The organism is Sorangium sp. So ce363 (assembly GCF_051520435.1).
Classification (GTDB): domain Bacteria; phylum Myxococcota_A; class Polyangia; order Polyangiales; family Polyangiaceae; genus Sorangium; species Sorangium cellulosum_B.
In genome coordinates, this window is sequence record NZ_CP150333.1 from 9,733,241 (window position 1) to 9,748,878 (window position 15,638).

The window sequence follows — 15,638 nt, forward strand, 5'->3', positions numbered from 1 at the left end:
CAAAAATGAACGTGCGACTCCTTCTCTCGCTGTCCGCGCTGGGCGCTCCGCTGCTCGTCGCGACGAGCGGCTGGGCCAAGGACTACTACGTGGCCCCGGCGCCCGCCGGCGACGACGCGAACACCGGCACCGAAGCCGCGCCGTTCGCGTCGATGGCCAAAGCGCAAAGCGTGGCCCAGGCCGGCGACGTCTTCTACTTCAAAGGCGGCACGTACACGTACACGGAGGGCACCACCACCTGCTCGAGCGGGACGGCGACCATCAGCGGCGTGGTGCTGAACAAGAGCGGGAGCGCCGGCAACCTGATCAAGTACTGGGCGGCGCCCGGCGAGAAGCCCGTCTTCGATTTCGACGGCATCAGGGATTCGTGCCGTATCAAGGGCATCCTCGTCTCCGGCAATTACATTCACCTCAAGGGACTCGAGATCAAAGGCGTTCGCCAGAACAACAACCTGAACCACGAGTCCTGGGGCGTGTGGAATCAGGGCAGCAACAACATCTTCGAAGCGCTCGACGTCCACCACATCATGGGCGCCGGCATCTTCATCCAGCGCGGCAGCAACAACCTCGTGCTCAACTGCGACTCGCACGACAACTTCGACGAGCTCACGTCGAACGGCGCGGGCGAGAGCGCGGACGGCTTCGGCTGTCACGTCGGCGCCCGGGAGACCGGCAATGTATTCCGAGGCTGCCGCGCCTGGTGGAACGCGGACGACGGCTACGATTTCATCAACTCCGGCGCCGCCTGCCTCGTCGAGCGCTCGTGGGCCTGGTACAACGGCTACAAGCCGGGGACGCAGACCGGCATCGGCAACGGCAACGGCTTCAAGGGCGGCGGCTACGGCGCCGATCCGGCGAGATTTCCGGCCGAGCCCGCGGCCCACACGGTGCAAAACTGTCTCGCCGCCTTCAACAGGGCGGCAGGGTTCTATGCGAACCACCACCCGAGCACGCTCTACTTCTACAACAACACGTCGTACGGCAATCGCCCCGACTTCAACATGCTCGGGATGGATTCGAACGGGAACGACATCACCGTCGGGGTTTACCGGAACAACCTGGCGTTCGGCGGGACGCTGTTCTCGAACCGCAACGGCGCCGACGACGCGAACAACTCCTGGACGGCGGGGGGTGTCACGGTCTCGGACGCGGACTTTCAGAATCCGTCCGAAATGGGGCTGGACGCTCCGCGACAGGCGGACGGCAGCTTGCCCGTGCTCACGAATTTCCGCCTCGCGTCGGACAGCGACGCCATCGACAAGGGCGTCGACGTCGGGCTGCCCTACGCAGGCTCCGCTCCGGATTTTGGCTGCTTCGAGACGGGGTTGGCCGAGACCGAGACCGCCGGGGCTTCCGGCACCGGCGGCGCGGCGAGCGCTGGCTCGGGCGGCGGCGGTACCGCGGATACGGGGTCGGGCGGCGCGAGCGCAAGCGCAAGCGGAGGAGCGGTAAGCGGCGGCGCAGACAGCGGCGGCACGACGAGCGTCGGTAGCGGCGGAACCCTGGGCACGGGCGGCGATGGCACCGATCCGAGCACGAGCAGCGCCGACGACTCGGCCGGATGCGCGTGCAGCACGCTTGGCGGCCACCGGCCCGATGGAGCGAGCCTCGCGCTCCTCAACCTCGTGCTTTGGGCCTTCAGAGCGCGCCGGAAGCGCCGAGTCCCGGCCAGCGCATGAGCGCTGCCGCGGCTCGCGTGTCGCAGCCCTTCGCCCCGTTCTCCCATTTCGTACGAAGCGCGCTAGACGGCCTATTGGCGGCGTGGCAATGCTTCCATCGCATGAACCCGAGCTCCAAGCCTCAGCTCCAGACCCGACGCGGCCGTCTGTGGCGCCTCCTGTTGGCCCCGAGCGTGTTGTTGGCGAGTGCGGCCTGCTCTGACGGCGGCGCGGCTGACACAGACAATCCAGGAAGCGGCGGGGCTCCGACGAGCGGCGGCAGCTCGAGCGCAGGCGGCACCTTCGCGACGGGTGGCACGACGGCGTCCGGCGGGGGCGCCGCCGGCTCGGGCGGCGACGGAGCTGGCGGCGCCGGCGGGGGCGCCACCACGGGGACGGGCGGCAACGGCGCTGGCGGCGCCACCACGGGGGCGGGCGGCGGGTCGGGAAGCGGCGGAGCGCCCACGATCGATCCCGATGCCCTCTTCGCGGCTCCGGATGGCGCGGCGGACGCGTCGGGAACGATGCGTGATCCCATGACCTTGGCCGCCGCCCTCCTTCGGGCGAACGCGGGTGACACCATCTACCTGCGCGGGGGCACCTACGCGCTCAACACGACCCTCAGCCTGAGCAAGGACGGCATGAGCGGCTCGACCATCGATCTGCGCGCCTACCCCCTGGACAGCGAACGCCCCTTGCTCGACTTTTCCGCCATGGCGGAGAGCTCCAGCAATCGCGGGCTCGTCCTGTCCGGCGACTACTGGCACATCTACGGCATCGATGTTCTCCGAGCCGGCGACAACGGCATGTTCGTCAGCGGTTCCCACAACGTGATCGAATACTCCACGTTCGTCGAATGCGCCGACACCGGACTGCAGCTGGGCGGAGGGGCGGCCGACAACCTGGTGCTCAACTGCGATTCGTATTTCAACGCCGATTCCAGCCTGGAGAACGCCGACGGCTTCGCGGCCAAGCTCGACGTCGGCACGGGCAACAAGTTCGTGGGCTGCCGCGCCTGGAACAACCTCGATGATGGCTGGGACGGCTACCTGCGCCCTGCAAACAACGTCACCACGACCTACGACGACTGCTGGGCCATCGACAACGGGAAGCTCAAGAATGGCTCGGCCGGCGCAGGCGACGGCAACGGCTTCAAGTCCGGCGGCAGCGACGGCAAAGATCTGAGCCACAACGCCATCTACACGCGTTGCATCGCCGCGGGGAACGTCAACGACGGCTTCGACCACAACAGCAACCGCGGCAGCGTCACGATCCTGAACAGCGCGGCGCACGCCAATGGCAGCAACATCAACTTCAGCACCTCGAACATCGCGGCGTCGTTGACCATCAGAAACACGATCTCCCTGGGAACGAACGGGTCACTGTCGGCGACGACCACGAGCATCACGAACAACAGCTGGCAAGGTGGACTGTCGGCCACGAGCGGCGATTTCGTGAGCGTCGACACCAGCCTGCTCAAGGGCCCCCGCAAGGCCGATGGCAGCTTGCCGGACGTCGACTATCTGAAGCTGGTGCCGGGCAGCGATCTCCGCGATGCGGGCGTCGACGTCGGCGTGGAGTACAACGGATCCGCGCCGGATCTCGGTCCCTTCGAGAGCGAAGAGTAGTCCCACCGGCACAGGCGCGTGAGCCAATGTGCCTGGTGCCCTGGATCCATCAAGCCGGCTTGTCGCGGAGCGCGAGCCCGATCCCTACCGCGGCCGCGCCGATCACGAACGGCAGGGCGCCCAGCGAGGCGCCGATGTTCACGCACTGATTGGCCTCCTCCGTGCCGACGCGCCGGATCATCTCGCGCTGCGTGGCGTCGATCTCGACGCCGGGATAACCAAGCGCCGCTTCCACGCGGGCGATTCCGATGGAGCGGCCGAGCAGCCCCACCGAGACGGCGCTGAGCCCCAGCAGCACGGCGATGGCGCCCGGGATCCAGGCCATGCCCCGCGCCTTCGTCGCCAGCATCGCCGCCCCCGCAAGGCCGATAGCGATGCCGGCTATCCCGGCCAGGAGGGCGAGCCACGCCGCCCACCCGCACGCCGTGAACGCTTCCAACACGCTTTGCATGCTGCCCTCTAGCGCAGCGCCGGCCCGGAGAGAAGCGTCGGGTCCACCGCATGGGGCTCCTCGCGCACCCCTTACCGGCATCGGTTCATCGGCGGAGTCGGGCGCGGAAGGTCACCACTCATGTCGCGCGCGGCGTCCACCTGACGTGGAGCAGAGCCCCCCACCCTGCGAGTCTTCGCCTCCAGCTGACCACACGAGGCACTGGCGCCAGCGCCCGGCACGGGACCGCTGCGATTCCGCCCCGATTCCCACGAGGCGGCGCTCCGGCTACGCTCCGCGCTCCGAGGTGCACCCGATGAAGGTTTGGCGAATCGAACGCATGATCGTGATTCCAACAGCGTTCTGCGCTGCGGCGTGCGCCGCTCCAGGCCCCGACGAGGGACCGCTCGCGGCCGCGCGCGCGGCGCTCACCGTCACCGAGGACCAGAAGCTGACCGAGGAGACGCCGGCCCTCCAGCGCGTGTTCGGGTTCGCGGTCGCCGGCAGCGGCGACACGGCGCTGATCGGAGCGCCGGACGAGAACAGCCTGACCCGCGGCGCTGCGCACGTCTACACCGTGACCGGCGGGGCCGCGACGCTCGACGCCACGCTCGCGCCCAGCGACGGCGAAAACGGCATGGTGTTCGGCCGTCAGGTGGCCCTCGACGGCGATACCGCTGCCGTCATGGCCAGCGCCAACTATGAGGTGCGGCCGTACGAAGAGCGCGTCTATGTGTTTGTCCGGAGCGACGGCGCCTGGTCGGAGCAAGCGAAGCTGACCGTCCCCGAGGATCCGGCGTTGAGCTTCTCGAGGATGGCGGTCGACGTCGGCGGGGACACGGTCGTCGCAAGCACGGTGGGAGAGGACATCGACATCGTGCTGGGCAAGGCATTTGCTTTCACGAGGACGGGCAACGCGTGGTCGCCGCGGGTGGAGCTCGTGCCTCAGGACAGCCCTCGGGGATTCGGCTGGTCGGTCGCTGTGTCGGGCGACACGGCGATCGTGGGCGCGGCGGCGGATTCGCCCGAAGGCAGCGCGTTCGCCGGCTCGGCCTACGTGTTCGTGCGGGATGGGGGCAGCTGGACCCAACAAGCGAAGCTCCTGCCGCATGATATCAGCGCCCGCGGGTCCTTCGGCTTCTCGGTCGATCTCGCGGGGGACACCGCGGCGATCGGAGCCAAGAGCGCGGTGTACATCTATACGCGGAGCGACGGCGCCTGGACCGAGCAGGCGAAGCTCGTGCCCGCCTTGAGAGGGAGCGAGGCGACAGGGGTGCAGCTCCTGGGCAACGCCGTGGTCGCCGGGTTCGTCGGCGTGGCTGACAACAAGGGGATCGTGTCCGTGTTTCACGGAGGAGAAGGAACATGGACGGAGGCGCGAACGCTCGCGCCGTCGGATGGGCAAACGCTGGATTTTTTCGGGTGGAGCGCGGGATACGCCGGCGGGAGCGTGGTCGTCGGGGCGCCGTACCACAGCGCCCCTCTGGACCGAAGCGGCGCGGCCTATGTGTACGCGCTGCCGTCCCTGGACGGCGCGGCGTGCGTGGCCGACACCGATTGCCTGAGCGGCTCCTGCGAGGCCGGCCAGTGCGCGCCCGGGGGCAGCAGCGGCGCGGGCGGCGGCGGCGCTGGCGGTGAGGCGGGCGGCGGCGGCGCAAGCAGCAGTGTTGCGGGCGGCGGCGGCTCTGGCGGTGAGGCCGGCAGCGGCGGCGCGAGCAGCAGTGTTGCGGGCGGCGGCGGCTCTGGCGGTGATCCGGGCGGCGGCGGCGCGAGCAGCAGTGTTGCGGGCAGCGGCGGCTCTGGCGGTGATCCGGGCAGCGGCGGCTCTGGCGGTGATCCGGGCGGCGGCGGCTCTGGCGGTGATCCGGGCAGCGGCGGCTCTGGCGGTGAGGCGGGCGGCGGCGGCGCGAGCAGCAGTGTTGCGGGCGGCGGCGGGAACGCGGGCAGTAGCACGGCGTCGGCCGGTACGGGCAGTCCTGGGACCGACGCCGGCGGGGGTGGCGGCTGCCGCATTGGCGGTCCAGGTCAGCCGACGCGCAGCGCTTCCACGCTCGTGGCCTTCGCGCTCGCGCTGGCCGTCTTGCCGGCAAGGCGCCTCCGCGATGCGCGCCGCCGGCGGCTGGCGGCCCGGGATACGGCCCTCCCGGCCTGACACCGCAGCTCGCCCGCTGCGGGCCCTTGCCGGTGGGGATCACCTCGCCCATGTTCCCGGCCGCAGGGCCGTGTCGCGCCGACGAGCCCGGGCGGCCGTGCCTGCCTCTCCGCGTCGCCAGCTCGTCGAGAGACCATGGACGCATCCATCCCTGGAGTCCCAGCACCGGGCGAGATCCTCGCAGAGAGGTATCGGGTCGAGCGCGTGCTCGGGCGCGGCGGGATGGGTGTGGTCCTCGCCGCGGAGCACGTGGCGCTGAGACAGCCGGTCGCGCTGAAGCTGCTGCTCCCTGGCTGCATGCGCACGGCCGACGCCGTGGAGCGCTTCCTGCGCGAGGCCCGGGCCGCCGCGTCGCTCCAGGACAGGCACGTGGTGCGCGTGCTCGACGCAGGCCTGCTCGACGCAGGCACGCCGTACCTGGTCATGGAGCGCCTGACGGGGCTCGACCTCCGGGAGGTGCTCGGCGCGCGCGATCACCTCCCCGTCGCCGAGGCGGTCGACCTCGTCTTGCAGGCGTGCGAGGCGATCGCCGAGGCCCACGCGCACGGGATCGTCCACCGCGATCTGAAGCCGGCCAATCTGTTCCTGGCGAGGGACGAGCACGGGTCGGCGCTCATCAAGGTGCTCGATTTCGGCCTCTCGAAATCCACCGTGGATGACGGGACCGGGAGCCTCACGACCTCGAACGTGATCGCGGGCTCCATGCCGTACATGGCGCCCGAGCAGGCGCTCAGCTTGAAGTGGGCAGACGAGCGCGCCGACATCTGGGCGCTCGGCGTGATCCTTTATGAGCTCATCACCGGGCACCGCCCCTTCGAGGTCGGGTGGACGCCGGAGAGCCTGCTCGCGGGCGTCGAGGCCCCGCCCGCGGCCATCCGCGCATGGGGAGTCGACGTGCCGGCGGCGCTCGAGAGCGCGATCCTGCGCTGCCTGGAGAAGGATCGGCGCCTGCGCCCACAGACCATCGTCGAGCTGGCCCAGGCGATCGAGCCGTTCGGGACGCCGGCAGCCAGCGCCTCTGTCGAGCACATCCGCAGCTACCGCGCGCCGGGTGACGCCTGCGAGCGGCCTGACCGCTGCGATCCATCCCTCGCGGCCACCGAGCAGCTCTCACCCGCGCGAAGAGACAGCAGCAGCACCGGCGAGAGATCCCCGCGTGGCGCCAGCAGCGCGCAGCGGCCATCGGCCGACGCACAGCCGCGCTCGCACCGATCCGTGAGCCCGCTCGTCACGTCCACCCTCCCCGAGGGAGCGGCGGACCTACAGCACAACGCGGCTGCCAGCTCGGCCGCACCGGCGCGGCCCCGGCGGGGCTTCACCGTGATCCTGGGCGGCGCCGTCGCGGCCGCCGCGCTGCTCGCCTTCGGGCTCACCCGCATGGCGCCGACGGCGCCCTCGGCGATCGCGCCGGAGCGGCTCGCCAGCTTCGCGCCCCTGCCCGCCGGCCCGGCGAAGCCGCCGGACCCGGCCGCCGCGGCGCAGATCAGGCTGGGCCGGATGCTCTTCCACGATCCGCGCCTGTCCAGGAACCACGACCTCACCTGCGCCTCGTGCCACCCGCTCGAGGCCTGGGGCGTGGATCACAGGAAGTTATCGCGCGGGAGCGAGGGTCTCGAGCCTCCGCGAAACACGCTGAGCGTCTACAACGTCGCCGGCTATTTCGCGCTGCTGTGGGATGGCCGGCAGAACAACCTCGTGGATCAGGCCAAGGAAGAGCTCCAGTCCCGGAGCGCGATGGCGTCGGCGCCCGAGGGCATCGAGGCGGCGCTGCGCTCGTCCAGGGGGTACAGGCAGGCGTTCGCGCTGGCGTTTCCCGGGCAGCCGCAGGCCGTGACGTTCGACAACGTCGCGCGGGCGCTCGCGGCGTTCGAGGCCACGCTGTTCACGCGCAGCCGCTGGGACGTGTTCCTCGAGGGGGACAAGACCGCGCTGAGCGCCGAGGAGAGGGCGGGCTTCAACGTGTTCGTCGAGTTCGGCTGCGTCTCCTGCCACTTCGGGCCCGACCTCGGCGCGACGATGTACCAGAAGACCGGGCTCGTGAAGCCGTGGCCCGACACGAAGGACAGGGGCCGCTACGAGATCACGCGGCGGGACGTCGACTGGATGGTCTTCCGGGTGCCCAGCCTGCGCAACGTCGCCAAGACAGGCCCCTACTTCCATGACGGCTCGGTCTCCTCGCTGGAGGAGGCCGTGAGGATGATGGCGAGACACCAGCTCGGGAAGGAGCTCTCCGACAAGGAGGTGCACCTGATCACCCGCTGGCTCGACAGCCTGACGGGCCAGATCCCCCGCGCCGACATCGAGCTCGACGAGGCGTCGCGCGCGATCGTGCTGGAGCCAGGATACCCAGGAAAATTGTGATCCACCTCAGCCCGCGGCTGGGATAACATCGCCCTGGACGGCGATGGACGCGCAGAAGACCGTGGCGCTCGAGGTGGAGCTGGACGCGTTGCAGAAGGAAGTGCAGCGCCTGCGCTCCCGCGTCGCCGAGCTGGAGGAGGCCGGCCGCGGCTTCCCGGAGCGCTTGCTCGACGCGCTGCCCAGCCTCGTTTACGTGCTCGATCTCGATGAGGGGCGGTACGTCTACCGGAACCGGGAGCTCGCCGATCTCGTCGGAGAGGGCGGCGGAGCCGCGGCGGGCTCGCCCCGCGGCGACGGCCTGTCCCCGATAGTCCATCCGGACGATATCGATCGCATCGAGGAGTACCGGGCTCGCGTGGCCGCCTCGGAGAGCGGGGAGCAGGCGACGGTGGAGTACCGCGTGCGCGGTCGCGACGGCGGCTGGCGATGGTTCCTCGAGCGAGGCGTCGCGCTCGGCCGCGAGGGACCGGGGCGGCGGATGCTGGGCTCGGCGCACGACATCACCCCGCGCAAGCACACGGAGCAGATGCTCGAGCGGAGTGAGAGCCTGCTCCATGCGTTCCTCGAATACACGCCGTCCATGATGGTCGCCGTGGACGCCGCGGGCCGGCTCCTCCTCGTGAACCGCGAAATCGAGTCATTCTACAAGATGAGCCGCGAGGAATTGCTGGGGCGGGTCGTCTACGACCTTCTCCCGGCGCCGGCGGCCACCTCGATACGAAAAGCCAATGAAGAGGTCGCGGCCGCCGGACGCCCGGCCGCCTCCGAGCATGTGCTCGTCTTCCCGAACGGTCCGCGCACCTACCTGTCGACCAAGTTCCCCATCCGCGACGGCGAGGGGGAGATCTACGCGGTCGGGACGATCTCGGTGGACATCAGCCGAGCCAAGCAGGCCGAGGCCGAGCGCGCGGAGATGCAGCGGCAGCTCATCGAGATGCAGCAGGCGACGATCCAGGAGCTCATCACGCCGCTCCTGCCGCTGGCGCCCGGCGTCGTCGCGATGCCGATCGTCGGGAGCGTCGACCCCGCGCGCGCCGAGCAGATCCTGACGACGTTGCTTGAAGGGATCGCCGCCCAGCAGGCCAGGATCGCCATCCTCGACATCACCGGGGTGAAGATCGTCGACGAGCGGGTGGCGCAATCCTTCGTCGACGCGGCCCGGGCCGCGGGATTGCTCGGCACCCGGGTCGTGCTCACCGGCATCAAGCCGCAGATCGCGCAGACGCTCACCACGATCGGCGCCGATCTGAGCGGCATCGTCACCAAAGGGACCCTGGAGAGCGGCATCGCTTACGCGCTGGGACGCCGGCTCCGCTGGTGACCGAGCGCGCACCCACCGAGAGACCGGGTGTACGCGGGTACGCACAAGGCCTTCACGGCATCGGCGGAGCCCGCGACGACCTCGGGAGAGCAGGTTTCAGGCGCCCCTGACGGTGTACTCTAGTGATGACATGCGCCCGCGCCCATCATGGAGCGCGGGGCGCTGTCGGTACAACGTGCGATGTGACCCAGGAGGTTGCGTATGAAGCCTGGAGTGATGCCGTTACGTGGCGCGATCGTGGTGACCATGGCCGTCAGCCTGGTCGCGGGGGCAGCGCTGGCCCGCGGCGTGCCGATGCTGGAGAGTTACGATCCAATGCCCGGTCCCTCGCCGTGGGGCCCTGACGACGAGGCGGGCGCCTCCAACACGCAGACGCCGGACAAGGTCCTCGAGGGGAAGCGCCTGATCAAGGAGGGCAAGGTCTATCGTCTGGGTCACGTCTACGAGCCGGGGATGCCGACGTTCCCGGGCAACCAGGGGCTCTCCGTGGAGGCCGGGCCGACCGCGGTCATCCAGCAGCAGGTCACGAACTCCGAGGTGATGCACGGGGAGTTCGGCCAGATGGGGACGGAGTTCGACGCGCTGGGCCATTTCGGCTACATCCCGCCCGGGAGCACGGACCCCGCCGACGCGCTCTTCTACAACCAGTTCACTGGCGCCGAGATCCTCACGGAAGACGGGCTCGCGCACCTCGGCGTCGAGAACGTGAAGCCGCTCGTCACGCGCGGCGTGCTCCTCGACGTCAAGCGCTACGCGAACGGCGGGGAGACGCTCGCGTTCGGCCAGGAGATCACGCTGCCCATGGTGATGAAGACGCTGCGCGCGCAGAAGATGGACGCGCGCGACATCGGCGCCGGCGACGTCGTGCTGATCTTCACGGGCTGGGAGGAGAACTGGGAGCTCGGCACCGAGGGGTATTACACGCAGCCAGGCGTGGGGCTGGCCCAGCCGGGGATCGGGCTCGAGGTCGCGAAGTGGCTCTCCTCGAAGGGGATCGCCTGCGTCGGGTCGGACAACTTCGGCATCGAGGTCCTCCCGCCGAAGGCTCCGGTGGCGCCGGGCGTGATCTTCCCGGTGCACCATCACCTGCTGGTGAAGAGCGGAATCTTCATGCACGAGGTGATGGTGCTCTCGGAGCTGGCCGCGGATCTGGCCGCGGAGCTCCAGGAGCGGCCCCACGGCCACAAGAGCCCCTACGAGTTCTTCTACGTCTACAGCCCGCTGCCCCTCCGGGGCGCGTCCGGATCACCGGGCATCCCGCTCGCGATCCGGTGAGCGGATCGGCGCGCCGGCGCCGCGCGCGCCCGCATGTCGCCACTGTCCTCTGGGCCTCTGTGGTTCGAGCTCTCTCTTCAGGGCGCCAGAAGCGCTCTCAGCCACGCCGTGCAGACGTCAACCGAGGCGTTTTCTCATGCTCAGGCTCGTGATCCGGTAGCCGAGCGACTCGTAGAGCCGCCGCGCCCGCGTGTTCTGCGCGAAGACGTGGAGCTCGATATCCCGCGCGCCCAGGCCGCGGGCGGCCTCCTCGGCGAGCGCCATGACCCGGCGCCCGAGGCCCCGGCCGCGGGCGTCCTCACGCAGGTGAAACTCGTAGATGAAGGCGCTTCGAAACCCGTCCACGCTGGTCATCCCGATCCAGAGGTGCCCGACCACGGCATTCCCTTCCAGCACCGAATAGAGGTGGTGGTCGGGGGTGGCGAGCCCCTGCGGCAGGAGCACCTCCACCTGGGAGCGCGCGTTGCGCAGCGCGTCCGCAGTCCGGGCGTCCACGGCGCTCGCGCGCTCGCCCGCGTACGAAGAGATCACGAGCTCGACGAACGCACCGAGCTCGGTGACATCGAGCGGCCGCAGGGCGACGGGCAGGTCGGTCATCGGTAGATCCTACTTGCTCCTGCCCGGCCGTGCAGCAGGGCGAGGAGGTTAGGGGCAACCGAGGATCGCCGGCGAACTCGGCAGCTTCACCCGGGGTGCTCGGCTCGCTCGCTCGCTCGGCTGCTCTGGGTCTGATAGCATGGTCGTTGGCCATGCTCGAGCTCCTCCGCAACGCGCACCACACCGTGACGGTCGACCCGGTCTCGCAGATCGCGCGGGTCACGCGGAGCCCGCTGCCGTCCGAGTCTGCCACGCAGTTCGAGGCGCTGTGGATGGAGGTGGGCCGCGCGCTCGACCGGGTCGACCGCCATCGGCTGTGTCTGCTCATCGATCTGCGCGCGGCGGTGGGGCGGAATGATCCGCAGTTCGAGGCGGCGATGCAGCGGATTCGGCCGGTCGTGATGGGCGGCTTCCGGCGCATCGCCATCCTCGTGCGGACGACCGCGGGAGCGCTGCAGATCCAGCGCCATGTCCGCGAGGACGGCATCGATCGGATGATCGGCAGCGACGAGGCCCGGCTGCTCGACTACCTCCGCGATGCACCGGCGCGCAGCCGTTGATGCGGGTCGCGCTCGACGCAGCCCCCCAGACGCGCGCTGCTGCGCCGTCTGCGATCCGCATCGAGGTGTCCTCCGTCCGGCGATATCCATCGCGGTGTCCCATGTTCCGTGAGGAGACGATGATCCGAAGTCACCCGCGGCGCCGCCGCAGGGCGAACCGCTGCCAGCCACGCTCCATCCCAGACCGACCCCCGGCCCGAGCCGCGGCACGCCCTCTACAGTGCTCAGGCGAGCCAGACGCGGCTCACCTTTCGTGACCGGCCGGCGACGATTTTTGTAACCTGGCAAAAACCAAAGACTTTGTGGGCCAGCGACGGGGCCGCCCACGCGGGCTCTCGACGGGCTCCTGGGCCGGTGAGATGTCGCCCTCGCGGAACGTGGCCAGTCGAAGACTGGGACGGATCACCACGCTTGGGCGCCGCGGTCCATGTCCTTTTTGAATTTGTGCAGCCCCCGCACTCCGGTCTTCTCGTTTGTTGTGCGATGTGCTTGTCAGTTCGTGAATTCGACGTATAGTGTATTCGAGTCGCGCCCCTGCCGTCCGCAATGTAGTCATGCGGCGTGTTGCAGCGCTTGTGTCGATCTGCCAGGTCGAGGCCCCATCCGTCCCGGTTTCGCTCGTGCGATGCCCTGGACGGTGAGTTCCGTACCGGAGAGGCGCGGCGGGAGGACAGCGAGGCATGCCTGGCGCTCGATGAGCGGTCGAGTCGAGAGATCGACAGTCTACTCGATGGGGGGAGAGGGGTATGGTGGTACGGACCGATTGCGGTATCGAGGCTCGTGTTCCCAAGGATGGCCGCTGGGCTTCCGGTCGTTGCGACCGACGTGGGCGGCGTGTCCACCGTGCTCGTCCACGGGGAGACGGGCTTCCTCGTGCCGTCCGACGAGGTAGCGCCGCTCGCCGCGAGGCTCTCGGAGCTCCACGCCATCCCGCCCGCGCCGCGCAGATGGGCCGGAGCGGCCGGATGCTCGCGCTCCGGCGCTACTCCGCCATCCGGATGGCCGAGCGCTACATGGAACTGTACGCGCTGCTGCTCCTGCGGCATTCGCGGCGTGTCGCCGCTGTTTGCCCGAGCGCCCTGCTCGCCCGGATCTGGGGCGCGGACCAGACGCCGCGCGCAAGCACCGCCGCCCCACACCGCGACGACAGGCGAGCTCTCGGCGAGCACCCGTCGTCGCGCTCGCCGGCGCCGCTCGCGAGCTGATCAGGCGGCGGAGCGCCGCCGTCGCCGAACGCTGCTGCTTTCACGCGCTCTCGAGGGGGGGACGACTCATGTCGAACGCAATGCAATGGCTCTCGGATCTCCTGGCCGCGCCGTGGGCGACGCGGCCATTCACACCAATGATGCACGGCCATTCGACCATCATCGTGATGCATCGGCTCGCCGACCCGGATCGCGGGATCGAGGGCCTCGATCCGCGCGCCCTCCGGCGCGCGCTGCAGTTCCTGAGACGCGAGCGGTATCCGCTCGTGTCGCTCGAGCGGCTGTTTCGAGGCCTCGCGGGCGAGGAGCCGCCCATCGCCCGGGCCGTCGCCTTCACGATGGATGACGGCACGATCGACCAGGCGACGGTCGCCGCGCCGATCTTCGCGGAGTTCGATTGCCCGGCCACCATCTTCGTGGTGAGCGGCTATCTGGACGGCCATCTGTGGTGCTGGTGGCACCGCGTGGAGCACGTGTTCGAGACGACGCGGCGCCGCGAGCTCAGCGTGATGGTGGGCGGCCTCCGCCACGTCATCCGCCTGGACGACGGCGTCCCGCGGGCGCAGCTCGCGCGGCGCTTCATGGAGCGCTGCAAGCGTGTGCCCGAGACCGAGAAGCTCCGCGCCATCCAGCGGCTCGCCGCCGCGGCCGAGGTCGATCTCCCGGCGCGCCCTCCCGCGCGTTACGCGCCCATGTCGTGGGATGACGTCCGCGCGTGCGAGGCGCGCGGCATCACGTTCGGTCCGCACACGGTCACCCATCCGGTGCTCTCCAGGACGAGCGACGCGCAATCGAAGCACGAGATCCACGTGTCCTGGGCGCGCCTGCGCGCCGAGGCCAGGCGCCCGGTCCCCATCTTCTGTTATCCGAACGGGCACGTGGGGGCGGACTTCGGTCCTCGCGAGTGCGCGACGCTTCGCCGGCTCGGCTTCCTGGGAGCCGTGACCCACTGGCCTGACGACTATGCGACGGTCAGCGGATTCCGTAGCTCCGCGGACGCGCCGTTCTCGGTGCCGCGGATCGACTTCGGCGCGGATCACCGGAGCCTCATCCGCTCGGTGTCGGGCGTCCCGTGGACCAAGCAGCTACTGCAGCGGCAACTCGCCCTGCGAAGCGCGGTGGCCCCGGTCGATCCGGGCCTGACGCTCGATGGATCCCAGGACGAAGCCGAGGGCCCGCCGGCCTCGCCGATCCAGTGATCGCGGAACCCGCGCGCGGCCGCTCATGCAGGTCGCGGACGGCGCGGCCCCCGGCGCGCGCCGGAGCGCCAGGCGCTGCTCGGCGCGAGGGGATCCCCTGCGCCCGAGGAGCCCGGCCGCGCGCTCACTTCTTTCGATAGGCGCCCGGCGTCGTCCCCGTACGGCGCTTGAACGCCGTCGTGAGGTGCCCCTGATTGGAGAACCCACACTCCAGCGCGATCTCCGCGATGGACAGCCGCTCGTCCTGGAGCATGGTCATCGCCTTCTCGATGCGGCGCGAAATGACGTACTGGTGGGGAGTCTGGTGAAAGGCGCTCTTGAACAAGCGCGAGAAATGGTCCGGCGAGTAGCCCACCAGCCCCGCCAGGTCGACGAGCCCGAAGTTCGAGGAGAGCTCGCTGTCCACGAATTTTTCGATCTGGGTTCGCTGGCTCCTCGAGAGGCTCGCGTTGCGCAGCGAGATCTCCGCCCCTGATCCCGCTCCGTACCGCGCCGATAGGTAGGAAGCCAGCGCCAGGCAGAGCGACTGCACGTAGACGGCCCCGAAGTACTCCTGCCCCTCGGCCTGCGCCTGCAGGCGACGGACCAGGTCGACGACATGGGCGTCGACCAGACCGAACCGCGGCTCCCGCTCCGGGACCAGCACGGCGGACGGAGACGCACAGAGAGCCAACATGGATGCTTCGGGGAAGTTCACCGACGTGCACACGGAGGGCCGCCCCCGCCACGCGACGCTGTGCAGCCTTGTCCTCCGCGGCAAGAGGTCCATCATTCCCGAGAGCCGCTCGAAGGAATGCTCCCGGACCTCGCCCGAGGTCGGCTCCGCGAAGTGAATGTCGACCTGCGAGGGGCCTCCCGTCCACACCAGGACGGCATCGCTCTCCGCCGAGAGCCCCTCGAGCCGGCCGCTCTCGGGCACGTACCCGATCCGGAGGGGCAGCCCCACCCAGTCCGATCCGGTGAGAGCCGCCCCGTACTTTGCTGAGAACTCCGCGGTCATGCCTGGGGTCGCCCCGGAGCATCGTCGACGTCGAGGAACACGGGGGTCAAGCCCCTCGTGCGCTCGGCATGTGAGCGCACACACACCTCTGCTCGCGGGCGCCGGGTGGATCGGATCCCGCGCGTCGGGATCCTGAAAACCTTCGCCGGGAATTTGAACGACCTCGCTGCGAGCGCCACGTACCCTTCCCTTCACTTCCTCGCAGAGGCTGTGCGGGTGGTGTGACACTGCGCCGAGCTCCCGCTCTCTCTG

12 protein-coding genes and 1 pseudogene are annotated in these 15,638 nt (G+C 69.8%); 10 read left to right on the plus strand and 3 right to left on the minus strand.

Going from position 1 to position 15,638, the window contains the following annotated elements; all coding sequences use genetic code 11:
- Positions 1–5: 5 nt before the first annotated feature.
- On the plus strand, positions 6–1,679 hold the full coding sequence (locus tag WMF12_RS36540; protein ID WP_437852660.1) for a right-handed parallel beta-helix repeat-containing protein: 1,674 nt from the start codon (positions 6–8) through the stop codon (positions 1,677–1,679).
- Positions 1,562–3,286: a right-handed parallel beta-helix repeat-containing protein gene (locus WMF12_RS36545; RefSeq protein ID WP_437852662.1), complete on the plus strand. Its 1,725-nt coding sequence runs from the start codon at positions 1,562–1,564 to the stop codon at positions 3,284–3,286. The genes WMF12_RS36540 and WMF12_RS36545 overlap by 118 nt, the downstream gene beginning before the upstream one ends.
- Positions 3,287–3,335: 49 nt before the next feature.
- Here WMF12_RS36545 and WMF12_RS36550 read toward each other — a convergent pair whose 3' ends face one another.
- Positions 3,336–3,737 carry a hypothetical protein gene (locus WMF12_RS36550; protein WP_437852664.1) on the minus strand — a complete coding sequence of 134 codons (402 nt, stop codon included), beginning with the start codon at positions 3,735–3,737 and terminating at the stop codon, positions 3,336–3,338.
- A gap of 295 nt (positions 3,738–4,032) precedes the next feature.
- Here WMF12_RS36550 and WMF12_RS36555 point away from each other — a divergent pair, with 295 nt between their 5' ends.
- The 4 genes from WMF12_RS36555 to WMF12_RS36570 all read left to right on the plus strand — a co-directional run bounded on the left by WMF12_RS36555 (position 4,033) and on the right by WMF12_RS36570 (position 10,825).
- The gene (locus tag WMF12_RS36555) at positions 4,033–5,868 is read left to right on the plus strand and encodes a hypothetical protein (RefSeq protein WP_437852666.1); all 1,836 of its coding nucleotides are present in this window, start codon (positions 4,033–4,035) and stop codon (positions 5,866–5,868) included.
- Positions 5,869–6,003: 135 nt separating this feature from the next.
- On the plus strand, positions 6,004–8,229 hold the full coding sequence (locus WMF12_RS36560) for a cytochrome c peroxidase (protein WP_437852668.1): 2,226 nt from the start codon (positions 6,004–6,006) through the stop codon (positions 8,227–8,229).
- A 43-nt stretch (positions 8,230–8,272) separates the two neighbouring features.
- Positions 8,273–9,550: a PAS domain-containing protein gene (locus WMF12_RS36565; protein ID WP_437852671.1), complete on the plus strand. Its 1,278-nt coding sequence runs from the start codon at positions 8,273–8,275 to the stop codon at positions 9,548–9,550.
- Positions 9,551–9,751: 201 nt separating this feature from the next.
- Positions 9,752–10,825 carry a cyclase family protein gene (locus WMF12_RS36570; protein WP_437852673.1) on the plus strand — a complete coding sequence of 358 codons (1,074 nt, stop codon included), beginning with the start codon at positions 9,752–9,754 and terminating at the stop codon, positions 10,823–10,825.
- A 117-nt stretch (positions 10,826–10,942) separates the two neighbouring features.
- On the opposite strand, the gene WMF12_RS36575 is transcribed toward WMF12_RS36570, so the two are convergent.
- Positions 10,943–11,422 carry a GNAT family N-acetyltransferase gene (locus WMF12_RS36575; protein WP_437852675.1) on the minus strand — a complete coding sequence of 160 codons (480 nt, stop codon included), beginning with the start codon at positions 11,420–11,422 and terminating at the stop codon, positions 10,943–10,945.
- Positions 11,423–11,451: 29 nt separating this feature from the next.
- Here WMF12_RS36575 and WMF12_RS36580 point away from each other — a divergent pair, with 29 nt between their 5' ends.
- The 4 genes and pseudogenes from WMF12_RS36580 (at position 11,452) to WMF12_RS36595 (ending at position 14,386) form a co-directional block, all read left to right on the plus strand.
- The gene (locus WMF12_RS36580; RefSeq protein WP_437852677.1) at positions 11,452–11,982 is read left to right on the plus strand and encodes a hypothetical protein; all 531 of its coding nucleotides are present in this window, start codon (positions 11,452–11,454) and stop codon (positions 11,980–11,982) included.
- A 792-nt stretch (positions 11,983–12,774) separates the two neighbouring features.
- Positions 12,775–12,876: pseudogene (locus tag WMF12_RS36585) on the plus strand (glycosyltransferase); the annotation flags it as partial.
- 71 nt (positions 12,877–12,947) lie between these two features.
- The gene (locus WMF12_RS36590) at positions 12,948–13,187 is read left to right on the plus strand and encodes a hypothetical protein (RefSeq protein WP_437852679.1); all 240 of its coding nucleotides are present in this window, start codon (positions 12,948–12,950) and stop codon (positions 13,185–13,187) included.
- A gap of 68 nt (positions 13,188–13,255) precedes the next feature.
- Positions 13,256–14,386 (plus strand): polysaccharide deacetylase family protein, encoded by a 1,131-nt coding sequence (locus tag WMF12_RS36595; protein WP_437852681.1) that lies wholly within the window; start codon positions 13,256–13,258, stop codon positions 14,384–14,386.
- A gap of 124 nt (positions 14,387–14,510) precedes the next feature.
- Here the strand turns inward: WMF12_RS36595 and WMF12_RS36600 are convergent, their stop codons facing one another.
- Positions 14,511–15,386 (minus strand): helix-turn-helix domain-containing protein, encoded by an 876-nt coding sequence (locus WMF12_RS36600; RefSeq protein WP_437852683.1) that lies wholly within the window; start codon positions 15,384–15,386, stop codon positions 14,511–14,513.
- Positions 15,387–15,638 lie beyond the last annotated feature (252 nt).

Excerpts from the sequence above, each read along its gene's own strand:
- WMF12_RS36540 (WP_437852660.1), top strand. The coding sequence starts at position 6 with ATGAACGTGCGACTCCTTCTCTCGCTGTCCGCGCTGGGCGCTCCGCTG.
- WMF12_RS36545 (WP_437852662.1), top strand. The coding sequence starts at position 1,562 with ATGCGCGTGCAGCACGCTTGGCGGCCACCGGCCCGATGGAGCGAGCCT.
- WMF12_RS36550 (WP_437852664.1), bottom strand. The coding sequence starts at position 3,737 with ATGCAAAGCGTGTTGGAAGCGTTCACGGCGTGCGGGTGGGCGGCGTGG.
- WMF12_RS36555 (WP_437852666.1), top strand. The coding sequence starts at position 4,033 with ATGAAGGTTTGGCGAATCGAACGCATGATCGTGATTCCAACAGCGTTC.
- WMF12_RS36560 (WP_437852668.1), top strand. The coding sequence starts at position 6,004 with ATGGACGCATCCATCCCTGGAGTCCCAGCACCGGGCGAGATCCTCGCA.
- WMF12_RS36565 (WP_437852671.1), top strand. The coding sequence starts at position 8,273 with ATGGACGCGCAGAAGACCGTGGCGCTCGAGGTGGAGCTGGACGCGTTG.
- WMF12_RS36570 (WP_437852673.1), top strand. The coding sequence starts at position 9,752 with ATGAAGCCTGGAGTGATGCCGTTACGTGGCGCGATCGTGGTGACCATG.
- WMF12_RS36575 (WP_437852675.1), bottom strand. The coding sequence starts at position 11,422 with ATGACCGACCTGCCCGTCGCCCTGCGGCCGCTCGATGTCACCGAGCTC.
- WMF12_RS36590 (WP_437852679.1), top strand. The coding sequence starts at position 12,948 with ATGCTCGCGCTCCGGCGCTACTCCGCCATCCGGATGGCCGAGCGCTAC.
- WMF12_RS36595 (WP_437852681.1), top strand. The coding sequence starts at position 13,256 with ATGTCGAACGCAATGCAATGGCTCTCGGATCTCCTGGCCGCGCCGTGG.
- WMF12_RS36600 (WP_437852683.1), bottom strand. The coding sequence starts at position 15,386 with ATGACCGCGGAGTTCTCAGCAAAGTACGGGGCGGCTCTCACCGGATCG.